This is a genomic window from Paenibacillus sp. VTT E-133280, assembly GCF_002264385.1.
Lineage (GTDB): Bacteria > Bacillota > Bacilli > Paenibacillales > Paenibacillaceae > Paenibacillus_AQ > Paenibacillus_AQ nitricinens.
Genome location: NZ_NFUX01000005.1, coordinates 1 through 12,688 on the forward strand (window position 1 = coordinate 1; position 12,688 = coordinate 12,688).

At 41.3% G+C, this 12,688-nt stretch carries 12 protein-coding genes, 2 pseudogenes and 1 riboswitch; of the genes and pseudogenes, 3 read left to right on the forward strand and 11 right to left on the reverse strand.

The features are described from left to right. A riboswitch (cyclic di-AMP (ydaO/yuaA leader) is annotated at window positions 1-102 on the reverse strand. This riboswitch is flagged as partial in the annotation. A 132-nt stretch (window positions 103-234) separates the two neighbouring features. The 4 genes from CA600_RS03400 to CA600_RS03415 form a co-directional block, all read right to left on the reverse strand. Then, the gene (locus CA600_RS03400; protein WP_094868928.1) at window positions 235-834 is read right to left on the reverse strand and encodes a TVP38/TMEM64 family protein; all 600 of its coding nucleotides are present in this window, start codon (window positions 832-834) and stop codon (window positions 235-237) included. A gap of 127 nt (window positions 835-961) precedes the next feature. Further along, on the reverse strand, window positions 962-1,660 hold the full coding sequence (locus CA600_RS03405) for a response regulator transcription factor (protein WP_373455871.1): 699 nt from the start codon (window positions 1,658-1,660) through the stop codon (window positions 962-964). 195 nt (window positions 1,661-1,855) lie between these two features. Continuing rightward, window positions 1,856-3,210, reverse strand: a protein-coding gene (locus CA600_RS03410) for an IS1182 family transposase (RefSeq protein WP_256989708.1) whose coding sequence is annotated in 2 segments (ribosomal slippage) — window positions 1,856-2,640 and window positions 2,640-3,210 — 1,356 coding nt in all. Because the reading frame shifts where the segments join, the coding sequence is not laid out codon by codon here. Between the two features lie 141 nt (window positions 3,211-3,351). Further along, window positions 3,352-3,939: a hypothetical protein gene (locus CA600_RS03415; RefSeq protein ID WP_094868929.1), complete on the reverse strand. Its 588-nt coding sequence runs from the start codon at window positions 3,937-3,939 to the stop codon at window positions 3,352-3,354. 326 nt (window positions 3,940-4,265) lie between these two features. On the opposite strand from CA600_RS03415, the pseudogene CA600_RS03420 reads away from it, so the two are divergent. Next, a pseudogene (locus tag CA600_RS03420) lies at window positions 4,266-5,457 on the forward strand (IS256 family transposase). 91 nt (window positions 5,458-5,548) lie between these two features. On the opposite strand, the gene CA600_RS31100 reads toward CA600_RS03420, so the two are convergent. Then, window positions 5,549-5,767, reverse strand: a complete 219-nt coding sequence (locus tag CA600_RS31100) for a hypothetical protein (RefSeq protein WP_094868930.1) — start codon at window positions 5,765-5,767, stop codon at window positions 5,549-5,551. Window positions 5,768-5,955: 188 nt separating this feature from the next. Here CA600_RS31100 and CA600_RS03430 point away from each other — a divergent pair. After that, window positions 5,956-7,196 (forward strand): annotated as a pseudogene (locus tag CA600_RS03430) (ISL3 family transposase). Between the two features lie 680 nt (window positions 7,197-7,876). Here CA600_RS03430 and CA600_RS31105 read toward each other — a convergent pair. From CA600_RS31105 to CA600_RS30800, 5 genes are all read right to left on the reverse strand, one after another. Continuing rightward, the gene (locus CA600_RS31105) at window positions 7,877-8,095 is read right to left on the reverse strand and encodes a hypothetical protein (RefSeq protein ID WP_094868931.1); all 219 of its coding nucleotides are present in this window, start codon (window positions 8,093-8,095) and stop codon (window positions 7,877-7,879) included. Between the two features lie 243 nt (window positions 8,096-8,338). Then, on the reverse strand, window positions 8,339-9,166 hold the full coding sequence (locus tag CA600_RS03440; RefSeq protein WP_094868932.1) for an imm11 family protein: 828 nt from the start codon (window positions 9,164-9,166) through the stop codon (window positions 8,339-8,341). A gap of 17 nt (window positions 9,167-9,183) precedes the next feature. Beyond that, window positions 9,184-9,567, reverse strand: a complete 384-nt coding sequence (locus CA600_RS03445; protein ID WP_256989716.1) for an AHH domain-containing protein — start codon at window positions 9,565-9,567, stop codon at window positions 9,184-9,186. Then, complete coding sequence (locus CA600_RS31685) at window positions 9,564-9,698, reverse strand: hypothetical protein (protein WP_256989720.1); 135 nt, start codon at window positions 9,696-9,698, stop codon at window positions 9,564-9,566. Before CA600_RS31685 ends, CA600_RS03445 begins: the two co-directional genes overlap by 4 nt. Before the next feature lie 16 nt (window positions 9,699-9,714). After that, a complete protein-coding gene (locus tag CA600_RS30800; RefSeq protein ID WP_179281515.1) occupies window positions 9,715-9,993 on the reverse strand; it encodes a hypothetical protein in 279 nt (92 codons plus the stop codon). A gap of 295 nt (window positions 9,994-10,288) precedes the next feature. On the opposite strand from CA600_RS30800, the gene CA600_RS03450 reads away from it, so the two are divergent. Further along, complete coding sequence (locus tag CA600_RS03450; RefSeq protein ID WP_094868934.1) at window positions 10,289-11,005, forward strand: hypothetical protein; 717 nt, start codon at window positions 10,289-10,291, stop codon at window positions 11,003-11,005. 803 nt (window positions 11,006-11,808) lie between these two features. Here the strand turns inward: CA600_RS03450 and CA600_RS03455 are convergent. Further along, window positions 11,809-12,519, reverse strand: coding sequence for a dihydropteridine reductase (locus CA600_RS03455; RefSeq protein WP_094868935.1), 711 nt, complete (start codon window positions 12,517-12,519; stop codon window positions 11,809-11,811). Between the last annotated feature and the right edge of the window lie 169 nt (window positions 12,520-12,688).

Below are 12,688 nucleotides of genomic sequence, written 5' to 3' on the forward strand. Positions count from 1 at the left end.
TGAGGGTTCGGTTAAAGGTTCCCTATATTCCTTTGCTTTCAAGAATAATTCACCCAAGAATGGTTCCCCCGTTTTCAATACGAAATTCGGCAATAATTAATTAATTTTTTGTAACTATTGCTATAGTATTGTATTTATATTCACTGTGTCAATCCGATATAAAATTTTCTATTTTTATTTTCAAACAACACAAATACCACACAATTTTATAGTACAATGCATAAATTTCTAGGATTAGTGATCATTTTCGTGAATTTCATTCAACTTACCATTTTTCATCTTACTTGTATGGATAATAATATATAGAGAAAGTAGTGACATTATTGTAATTATTATTTTCATTGATTTATTTTCTACTTTTACATATCCATAAGCAAGTAAGGTTTCTAACCAAATGGAGGGAAGCTTGCCTACAGCAGTTGCCAACATATAGTTCAAGAAAGTCATACTGGATGTGGTGGCTACCAATGTTACAATGGAGGATGGTACGTAGGGTATGAGCCTAGCCAACAACAAGATGAAAAACTGCCTTAGTGGAGTCATATTGTTAAGATTATTTAACCACAGATAATTTACCCTTCTAAGCTTGTTCACTCTTTGAACACCTAATCGATATAAATTGTAGGATACCCCTGCACCTAAGACCTCACCAATCCACGAGAGCAAAAAACCAGGGTAGAATCCGAAAATCAAAACATTTACGGTGGTCATAAAAACTGAAGGAATTACTCCGATGATACTTATAAAAATACTAATTCCAATGCTTATCAGAAATGACCATATCCCCAGCGCACTTAACAATTCTGCAACTTGTTTTGAATAAATAGAAAACATCAGCTCACCATCTTAAAATGATTTAATTCTGATTACCAGTTAACGTCAAAGCTACAACAATCAACATATAACCAAGCACTAAAATCTCATGGTGTCCTTATAGGTAATATTGAATTATATAAATTGTTCAATCCTGTTTAAAAAATCTATACCCTATACTCCGAACCGTCTGAATTGGACTATATTTAAGCCCAGCGTTTTGGAATTTTTGGCGAATTTTCTTTATATGGGTATCAACTACACGATTTTCTCCTTCGAAATCATATCCCCATACACTATCCACCAATTCCTCTCTGGTAAAAGTTTTTTCTCTTCTTTGAGCAAGAGTAACAATCAAATCAAAATCCTTTTGAGAAAACCCCTCCAAGATCCCATCAATATAAATCTCCCTCTTTTTTGGATATATTATTAACCCAGGGAATTCAAGGGATCTTTCTTTTTCAAACATGGATTTTGTAATTGCTACCCTCCGGAGAATGGAGTATATGCGGGCTAATAACTCTTCAGGTTCAATATTCTTGGTTAGGTAATCGTCAGCTCCAATCCTAAGCCCGCGAATCTTGTCCTTAGTATCTCCCTGTTCCGTTAATATCAGCATAGGTACAAAAACGGTTTCCTTGACTACCTTACAGACTTGCCATCCGTCCATATCAGGCAAAATAATATCCAATAATATAATATCAAATGAGTACTTCTTTAACATTTCCAGTGCTTCTGTTCCTGTAGTCGCTTCTTTTACATAAAACCCTTGTTTCTCCAGATAAAACCGAAGCGATTTTCTCATATTCCATTCACTATCTGCAATTAAAACTTGATGTATAGACAATATGTTCACCTGCTCCGTTCCAATTTCCCTTATTATATATAAATTTTGTGTAGAAAAAATGTAAGTTAATTTTTAGGAAAAGAAAAAGCTTCTTAAAAGAAGCTCAGAGTGTCGAGAAACCCAGGTTATTTTAATATCTTGGGTTTCTTTTCATGTTTAGGTGGCTGTAAAATCGGGAAAGTAGGGGGATTACCCCTACTTTTCCAGGCTATCCAGGTGGATCGCCATCTTCTTCATGTTCTGCACGGCTGCCGTCATCAGTGCTTGTTCCCTGACGTTCCGGAGTCCGCGCAAACGGCAATAGCGAAACCCATGGAGCTCTTTAGCATCCGCGAAGCTTCGCTCAATCGTTTCTTTTCGTTTGCGGTACAGCTGTTTGCCAGACTTGCTGAGCCTGTTGTTCCGAACCCAATCTTTACTGTCCTCCCAAACGTGCCGGGTTACCACCTTTCGATGATTTCGGGACTGTGTACATTGACCCAGCAACGGGCAACTCTTGCAATACTCCGGATTGGAAGCATACTGTCGGTAACCTTTGCGGTCTGTGGTTCTGTATTTCAATTCGTGACTCGCTGGACAAACATATAGATTACGTTCGGGATCAAAGGTAAACTTCCACTTTGGAAACAAGCCTTGCTTGGGGTGAAACCTCCGGTGAGCAATCACGGCAAAAATCTTTCGTCTTTGTAGCCCCCGACAAATCGGTGTAGTCAAATATCCTGAATCGAGTGCAACAGCCTCAACTGCAAACCCAAAACGATCTTGCTGGCGACCTAAACGCGACAAATAGGGCACGGAATCATGGACATTTCCGGGCGTTACGTGCACATCGGTAATGAGGTTGTACTTGGTATCGACCGTACGGTGGTCCAAATAAAAGAAGCTTTCTGGTTTGCCATCACGAATCATATATCCACTGTCTGGATCAGTTGTGCTCACTTTAATTTCTTTCTCTTCGTTCACTTCCTCTCTGGGTTTTAGGGCTTTTTTCCATGTTCTTTCCGGTCATCAGCCACGGCGGTATTGAGTTCGTCAATGTAATCTTTGGTATTTTGTAGTACTTGTTGTTTGGTATAGTGATGTTTATTCGCATTGGCTTTCACATGGGTCGAATCGGTCACGAGAACACGTCCGCCAATCATTCGGTGCGAAATACCTTGGAGAACAATCTCATCGAAAATATCCTGAAAAATCGTTGTATCTTTAAACCGGGTCCGCCGGTTCCAGCTAATCGTTGTATGGTCAGGAACCTTGTCGCTAAGCCCTAGACCCAAAAACCAACGATAGGCCAAGTTGGTTTGGATTTCTCGCTCCAATTGACGTTCGGAACGAATACCGTAAAAGTATCCAAGAAAAATCATCTTAAATAAAATAACTGGATCTATAGCTGGGCGTCCGTTATCGGCGCAGTATAGCGGTCGAACCATTTCATCAATAAAAGAAAAATCGATATATTTATCCACCTTTCGAAGCAAGTGGTCTTCGGGGACCAAATCTTCTATGGAAACAAATTCGTAGGATTGTTGTCTTTCTCGGTTGGAACGTAACATTCAACACACCATCCGTTCTATAAATAGTTACCTATATTATACAACATTAACGCGGTGTCGTCTTAAATAATTAGGGCATAAAGAAGGCTGTCGAGACTTTCTCGACAGCCTGAGCTTCTTAAAAGAAGCTTTTTCAGTGAACTAATTTTTCACTTTTCGTAATATTCGTTCATATCCTTTTCTGTCTTCCGAAACTGCTTCAATGTAATCAGAATAATCAAGTTCAGTGAACACTTCTGTGTATTCAATCCATACCTCATCTATAATACTTTCTTTAACATTATTGCGTATCTCACGAATTAACTCTTCATATCCGTCATTTATTCCCGTCATCAGTCTATAAAAATTGTTGTTAAAAATAAGAATTTTCTTATATTCGTTATTGTATGTTCCCAGCTTTTTATCAGCTGATCTAATCGTATCTTTAATGTGGCTTGTTGAGGATAAAAACGTAGAGCTTAGTACACTACAAGGAACCAAGGTTTCACTAATTGAGTCTGTAAGTTGAAGAGAAATATTTAACTTCTTTTCACCAGATTTAATATACTCTTCAGTTTTAATAGAATGTTCTAAAAATTCAGCTCCATTAGTATATATATCATCTAAATCACTAATTTCAGGTCTTTTATATAGATTTCTTTTCACTTTATTCAGATTATTAAACTTAAGCTTCATGTATTTGGAAACATCCAAAGTTATACTTCCGAACTCTGCATTTCCTTTTCTCATATATTTAGCTTCATTGTATACTGCATAAATATTCTAGAGGTTAGATCTTCCTTCTCTAAGTCATTGTATTTATTACCTAAAATAGCTGATAAGCTTAATATTGTTCCATCAAAAGTCAGTTTAACACCCATTATCTCGGATTTTTTCGGTTAATCTTTTTGCGTATCTCTTTATTTTTGCCCCTAAAGTTCTCTATCAATTCAGCAATTTTTTCAGTAAAGGGATGGCGTAAAGTAAGTTGTGTACCAAGATTTGGAGCCTAGCAGGCAACAAAAAAGTAGGGTATTCTCGGGATTGCGAAACCACCAAGAAAGGAACCCTACTCGATGACTATTGTACCCGAAAATCTCATGAATAATCTATTTGAAAATCTTGTCACTACGTTTGTCAAAGACAACTTGGAATCTATCATGAGAACGGAAATTCAGCACTTCATGGAGAATGAGCAAGCGGGTGAGCGTAACAGCCGCAATGGATATTACAAACGGAGTCTGCACACCAAATACGGTCATTTGGAGGATCTAGAGGTGCCTAGAGACCGTAAAGGATACTACCAGACACAAATGTTTGAACCGTATCAACGCAGAGACGGCTGGCTGGAAGAGGCGGTGATCCAAATGTACAAAAGCGGCATGGGCACACGAGACGTGGCCCGTTTCATTGAAAGTATGTTCGGCAGCCATTATTCCGCAACGACCGTGAGCAACATTACCGCAACGGTGCTGGAGGACATTCAGAACTGGCAGGCGCGTCAGCTCGCCCAACGCTACTCCGTGATTTACCTGGACGGTCTCTATGTGAAGCTCAAACGAGGCACCGTCGACGGTGAAGTCATCTATTTTGCCATGGGCATTGAAGAGGGACATCGTCAAATCCTCGGGTTTTACGTCGGCGGTCAAGAGAGCTCCAATGGGCTGGCGGGAAGTCCTAAAAGACCTCTACACCCGTGGTGCACAGGAAGTCCTGCTGGGGGTGTTTGACGGCCTGCCGGGACTCGACGCTGCATTTAAAGAAACGTATCCTCAAGCCGATGTGCAGCACTGTGTGGTTCACAAAGTGCGAGCGACATTTCCTAAAATCCGGGTGGAACACAAAACCGATGTCATTGAAGCCCTTAAGACCGTGTATACCGCACCTGATGAAGAGTTAGCCCGGGCCGCATTCGATACGGTCAAAGCCCGGTGGGGCAAGCTGTACCCGAAAGAAATGGCCTCATGGGAAGAACAGTTGTCAACCTTACTGACGTTCTACAAGTACCCGGCGGAGATCCGCAAAGCCATCTACACGTCGAATCCGATCGAGCGAATGAATAAGGAAATCCGTAAGCGACTCAAACCAATGAATAGTCTGACCAATATGGACGCGGCGGAGAAAATCGTGTACTTGGAAGCGACGGATTACAATGAACGCTTTGCAGAACGTGTAGTCCCAGGATTTGGTGTGGATGCGGTGAAAAAGAAGCTGAATGAGCTGTTCGAAGCCCGCTATCCAACAATACCAACACGGGAAGGAGAGTAGCTTCCGCTCGTCCTGTTTCTGGGGGCGGGGTTCCCCCGCCCCAGAAACACCTGCATACCTAAAACACACTCGTAGAGTTACTTCTACTCTTTTACACAAACTTCTTGACGCTACCAGTAAAGGATATTGTTATATTTATTTCTGGATTAACTAATGTCTTAGCCTCTATTACTGTTTTTTGTCCACCAAAAACGAAAGAAATTTCAGGCCTTTTTCCATCTGCTCCTGAAATATCTAAGCATTCGAAACCAATATCTCGTAAATCAGTATTGTAAACTCTATTAATAAAATCATTTAAAAATAAATTCACTTCACATTTTCTCTTTTCACATATTCCGGTTGTAACATAGCTACATATTTGAGTCATATATAGGCTCAAACCCAAAATTAGCGGTTGAAAATTGAGTGCGGAAAAAAAACGAGGATAGAAATGGAAAAACATCTGCAAATCCTGTATTGTTGTAAGTCCTACCAAACAACAAGAAAAGGAAATGACAGATGCCACTCCAGTATATTAACGAAATGCTCGGATTACCAGAGCTACAACTGCATAACGTTCTCTCCCACAATGCAACGGAAGTGCATTTGGAAGCCTCACCGGTGGCACACAAACAGCCCTGCCCAATCTGCCACTCCGAACAAGCGGTGAAGCGAGATGGCCGCAATAAGTCGCGCAAGATTCGTCATGTCAGCATCTTTGGTAAAAAGTGCTTTTTGCATATTCCCTCGCTGCGCTTAGCCTGCTCGCGGTGCAAGATTGGGTTTGTTTGGTCGTATGCATGGGTGGGTCCCAAGGAACAATACAGCCGTCTTTTTCCGCTCACAGACTGTAAACCAGGCACTGGGCTCCACGGCAGCGCATAGGCGAGAATGCAAGATCTACCTGCCAGCACGGTTCAGCGCATGCATCAAGAGGCCTTGCCCGCAGAGAATGAGCGTCTACTTGAGCAGGCTTGGCGTCAAGCCAAAGACACGCCAGAACTGGTGCTCGGCATCGACGACTTTGCGATCAAAAAAGGATACACCTACAATACTGGCATTCACGATCTTCGAGGCGAAACCATGCTAGACCTGCTGGCTGGGCGAAAGCTGGATGCGTTACGTGCGTATGCCCAGCAACATCCCGATTTTTTGAACCTAAATCCCAAGGCAGTTGTTATGGATCTGGCTCAAACGTATCACACTTGGCTCAGCGAATGTTTTCCGGGGGCGCTCCGAATTGCCGATCGGTTCCACGTTCACGGTTGCGTCATTGAAAGTGTCCAGGCGGTCCGGAAATCAGTTCAGTCTACCCTTTTCCCCCGGGCCAAAGTCATCTTGAAAAGTCATCATCGCCTGCTGAATCCGCCTGCAGATTCCTTACCCGAAAAGAGCAGAACTCAGTTAGATCAACTGCTGGCATTCTCGCCGCTGCTGCGTGAGGTATGGGAATGGAAAGAGGCGTTTCTCACTGGTATGATTATTCGCCAAATCACCATGTGGCCCAGCTTGGGTTTACTCGTTGGTGTCAGCAGGGGGAAGCCCTTGAGCACGAAGCGATGCAAAGCGCCTTGAAAACGATGCGAAATTGGGAAGAGGAAATTGTGAACTACCATAGCTGCCGCTGGACGAATGCGACGTTGGAAGGAAGACATAATCGCATCAAAGCATATCAGCGTCGACATTATTTCACGCGCAATCGTCGATGTTACAAAGCTGGTATTTTAATCGAATGCAATCGGCTACGCTTATTAGGATGAAAATATCAACCGCTAATTTTTAGGTTGAGCCTCTTAAGTAATCAAAAACTTTCATGCTTCACCTAATTGAAATTTATTTACAATATGCTGCGATTGTGTTTGGAAATGGTTTCAGGTGTTTGTGCAATTGCGTATAACGTCCTTTTTACGAACTTCGTAAAAAGTCTATCCTAAAGGTTATTCGTGAAATTGTTGAACAATCCTGCCTGTTAGTCCGGCCCAGAAATTCTTACTCCCTCTTACAGTAATATCATGCTTTTTTGACGTCTTTCCGGTGGTTTGGTTTTGAATATATTAATTATCGGTTAACGGTACATATTCTTGGCCTATTTCGGCATTCGGTACATATTCTTGTCATTAGCTTTTGACAAGAATATGTACCGTAAAAAAGAAAAACCCGCAATTAATGCGGGTTCTATGCGGAACACATTCTTGTCATCCGACAGTTGTCCAATGACACAAAGTTACCTACATTGTTATTAATTCCATCAAAATATCCTTCATTCCACATTCCTTTACCATTAATAAGGTATGTTATTTATGGTAAGAAGGCATTTAAGCGGCTATTAGGAATGTGTCAGCATGGATAACATTAACCTCGACTAACGAAAAATTAATCTGACCCCACTTCTCAGTCATCATTATCATCCCAATCCCAATCAAATGACTCAGGCTTGTAATTAAACGATTTTCTCTTCAATTAGATGGATACATTTATCGACCTCTTCAGTCGATTCTAACTTACTGTACTTTATAGCATAATCGATCAGATCCGGCTCTTTTGTATCTTCCATTAATATCCAGTCTATTTCCCGCAGCTTTTCATTATTCCAATCTTTTCTCTTTGTTAGAAGATATTCTAAGGTTGATTTATGATTATCATAAACATATTGGACCAATGCTATTTCACCGTCTATCCAAATGTTTATCTTGCTCATTCCATGAAATCAGATTAGCTTTGAAATGATTAATTAGTAATACGAAAGAAAACAGTCACTTAAGGTACTAAATATGAATTTGTTCTCTTTTATTTTCTACGCATAGAAATTGATACAAAATAGTTTCAACTAAATGTCGTAATGAAAAGCGGACTGCTTCAGTAAGTTTTTTCTAAAGACAGCCCGCTTATTTAAAATAGCTAACTAATCGATCGGCAGGATATTTACCTTATGCCACATCAGGTCGAGCAAAATCGGAGGATGAAAAATGGGTTGTATCCAGTTATAGGTACCATCCCATTGCAGATTTCCTAGTCGGACTGTCCCATCGGGAGCATGCTGTAGGCGCCACTTACCGCTTGCGCAGCCTTCTCCATCTAGTATCCGACGTTCAGCCTCCTGAAATGAAAATTCAGTACCCTTGTTACGCTCTACAGCCGCGAGCATCTCCTGATATTGGCGCTCTAGATCTGCTTCTGTATTCAGGTTTGCTTCAGAGTCCCACAATAACTCAAATGTGAAACCTTTCAATTTACTCGCTTCAACGGCCGATTTGAAAGTATCTGTTACAAATACACGAAGACGCTTATATTCAGGGATTTTAAAAATTGGATAATCCTGAATGATATCTTTTTTGAAAGCGAAACTACTAACATTTTTTATAACGTTCGGGTGTTCCTCAATGTACTCTATAATGGACTTTTCGTAATCGAGTCCATCAATAAGACGAGTTACGTTGACGGCATAGAAACTCTTTGTCGGGTGCTGTAAGGGTAAAAGCTCCACATTAGATGTTAAATAAGGTGCTAGCACTTGAACAGCTTGTTCACTGAATATCGGTATGTTACTGTTTACACCAGTACAATCACCGACTTTACGGGAACCAGTGATTTCAACATGGACATTCTGCCATTCTTCACCAAGTGGTTCAGTATTAAATCTACTTCTTAAATATTTCTTTGAATCTTCTGGGTTCGGGAAAGAAAAAGTCTCGTATTTATCCGCTTCAAACCCCCATCGCCATACTTTCATTGTTGCACCTCCTTATATTATTTCACTCTACCAAGCGCTATCCTTCCTTCTATTAAATCTTTTCTTATTTCATGCAAAACTTTAACTCCCTCATTTGTCAGTGCCACCTGATTATAGTTTAATCCATCTGGACCATATCTATCGAACGCTTCTTGTAATTTATCAGTCACATATTGACTATAGGTATTTGTATGTCTTCCATTATGAGTAGCCAATTGTACAGTGGTGACTCCATCCCAATCAACATTTTCAATGAAAACCTCACCTTTTTGTTTGGGTGACCAAAGACCGTTTGCAACTGAGTTTATATCAATCTTAAACTCATCTTTTAATAATCTTCTTGCTTCTTCTGCTGCTTTTGCACTTTCCGGCACAAGATGATGAGCTTGCCAACTAGTTATAAGGCCTTCTGCTTCATCCGGGCGGCAGCCGTCGTCGTATGAAACGTCTGGTAACGACCACCAAGTCCCCGCGGATAGCCGATGATAAAGAAAAGGACCATCTGGCCGGCCCCTTTGGCGGCGGTCGCCACACACCGCCCTTCCCTGTTACCTCGCACCGGCTACGCCCGACTTTCTTCCTTTACTCCCGGTACGTGTTACCCTGGTGGCTGAAGCAACCGGATGGGAATTCACCGATGCTGCGACTACCGCCGTCGTCCGGAACGTCTGATACCGCAGCCGCTCAGGCCAAAGAGGTAGGTGACCCTTTCCCCGGCTGCGGCCGGCGAGCAGCCACCGACTCCCATCGCACCATCTGGTTTCCCTTTGCCGATTCCCCCACTTTTTCCGCCATTTAAAATCCACCCATATAAATGACTTGATCAATAACCATGTTTTCTTGCAAAATTAACGAGATGGGCCACTGACTTCGGTCGTTCCACCCACCTATGTGTCCGAAGCAACCAGGTGTGCTGTGCACAGCAGCTGGCCACGCCGCCGGCACCGATTCACGCAGCTCACGGTAATTGTAGATTTCCCCGTTAAAAATAGTGATACTTCGCCTGGCTCTTTGTGCATCGGCTGCGAACCTTGAATTCAAACGGTTTACTTAGGAAGGGTATCACTTCAACTCATCCATGAATAGGCTATTGTAATAAATAGAATAATGGAGGTATCCCAGATGACCTTTGGGAACGAATATCCAAACAGCCAGGCTAATCCATCCGTACACCCTTACTTTACCCGTTACGATCCTTTCCCTTACTCTCATTACTACCATCTCTTCCGTTCAGAAAGCAGTCTGGCAGATCAACCCTCAGACAGCGAAAACAACAAAAAAGAACTTTTAAAAGGTTATATGAACGAAAATGTATGCAAAGGTCAGGGGATTAAGCTAAATACCGGAGGAGAAGTAGGCGGTAAACACGGCATTGGTTTAAACGCTGGCGGGAATTTAGCCTTAGGTAGCATGGGTATGTATGCGGGCGGCCATATGGGCACTCCTTCATATGGAATCCATGCGCAAGGCAATACTCATCTGGACAGCAGCCAGGGTCTAGGGCTCAATGCCGAAGCCCAGGCCTTAAGCAAGTACGGGATTGCGGCTCAGGCAAAAACCCAAATAGGTGGCGGTCAAGAGGCAGGTTTTCATACGGGGGCGCAGGTCGGAGGAGAGTACGGTATGAGTGCTGATACAGAAGGACACTTGGGGTTCACTCAAGGCGCGGGACTGCAAACCCATTTGCAGCTTGGTGGCGAAAATGGTCTCGGCGCCAAGGCCAAGGCACAACTCGGCGGCGGTCAAGGAGCAGGCTTAGGAGTTGCCGGACAGGTAGGCAAATATAATGGAAAGTTAGGATTTAATATTGGCGGCAAGGACAAAGAAACCAAGGAGTAAAAGTTGCCCCAACGTTAAGTATTTAACCTTTCATTAGATATTCATTTAATCGTCAATGCGACTATATACTTGTCCTTGAGAAAATAGTTAATTAATTCCAAACTTATTTGATGAATATCAAATCGGTAATAGGGCCATGTTCCTGTCCATTAACGGCTAAGGGATCAAGTTCTTGTCTGGAGTAAAGGACAAGAACTTGATCCCTTAAATACAAAAACCGCTCGGGGCTCGGTTCTTATAGGACTATGTTCTTGTCTCCTGACAGTAATAGTTAGTTAGTTCGTAACTTCATCCAGCTCCTTCTACAGTCTATATGTCGGTCTTTACTTCCATATACAGCTATTGCGTGGCATAAAAAACTGTGGTTTTACATCTTATGATTATTTCATTAATCAACTTAAATAAAGTTCTTCTCTCTACGATTTTTCGAATGTCTGTTTATTTAAAATAAGAACCGCGACTACATATTGTAATTCGGTTCATCGTGAAATGTGTTGCGTACTATTTACTGTTGTCTTTTACTGTGATTGCAAAGTTAATTTTCATGGGAGTTTAACAGTCTGCCGATCCCGAACAAATCGGCTAAGGATGCGAGTTTTTGTCCTCTGACAGTAATAACAAGTAATCGGAAATTTATCTTTACTAAAAAAACTGACCTTCATTAGAAAGGTCAGCACTGAGTTATTAATTTATTCTTTTTATTAATATCATTGAATGTGTAAGTTGAATCAATTGAAGTTGTAATATTCCCATTTCCAATAAGACTATTTTCATAGTCATCTGATCGAAACACTTACTTAAAATTACAAATCAAATGATAAAAACTCAGGTAGTTGTTGTTCACGCTTGTCGAGCATAATCTGATCTGGCTTGATGCCCTGCTCACGCAGTACTTCAATGTTCTGAACGAGGAATTCGTCACTACCGACAACATAGAAAAGTCCATCCTTGTCTGTAGCAAGATTTTTCACTTCTTCATAGTAGTCTTTACGATTATCGACGAACTGTGATGTGAACTTCTTATCAGGAATGGATTCGAAAATATTAGTGAATAAGAAATTTTTTGATGAATCTATGTTCAGGGAATGAATTTGATTGACATTGTCAGCATGTTCGAAATAATCAAGAACAAGAGGTCTGAAAGTTGCCAGTCCGACACCTGATGACAGCAGGTAAACATTTTTATCTTCTCTTTTAAGCGGTAGATTCGAATGAGTTTTGAATATTGCAACTTCATTGCCGACTTTAAGAGTTCTTAAAATCGTTTTAAACTCAGAGCACTGCTCTTTGATTCGTGTTGTGATACCGATTGATTTTTCGTGTGGTAAAGTAGAGATTGACATATGGCGAATCAGGCCACGATTTGGTTTATCTCCGGCATTAAAACCTTCCAGTGCGAAGTGGGTGTGGGAACCTTCTTCCCATGTAAAGTCTTTCGGACAGTCTAGCAGGTACGTTTTAACTTCAGGTGTTTCTTCAATAATCTTATTTATTTTAGTCCAATAGATTTGCATTATATATCCTCCATACTCAATTATATGTATCGTTCTTAATATACAACAAGTGATAATAATTCTCAATCAAAAGGATCGATAACTCGATGATTTGATTCTTTGCAAAGCTACTATTGATGTCATTAAAAGATGGCTTCACCGGATTTCCCGCGCTTCACGCACTTAACTG

Coding starts and splice junctions, on each gene's coding strand:
- CA600_RS03415 (WP_094868929.1), bottom strand. CDS start 3,939: ATGAGAAAAGGAAATGCAGAGTTCGGAAGTATAACTTTGGATGTTTCC.
- CA600_RS03440 (WP_094868932.1), bottom strand. CDS start 9,166: ATGAAAGTATGGCGATGGGGGTTTGAAGCGGATAAATACGAGACTTTT.
- CA600_RS03400 (WP_094868928.1), bottom strand. CDS start 834: ATGTTTTCTATTTATTCAAAACAAGTTGCAGAATTGTTAAGTGCGCTG.
- CA600_RS03455 (WP_094868935.1), bottom strand. CDS start 12,519: ATGCAAATCTATTGGACTAAAATAAATAAGATTATTGAAGAAACACCT.
- CA600_RS03450 (WP_094868934.1), top strand. CDS start 10,289: ATGACCTTTGGGAACGAATATCCAAACAGCCAGGCTAATCCATCCGTA.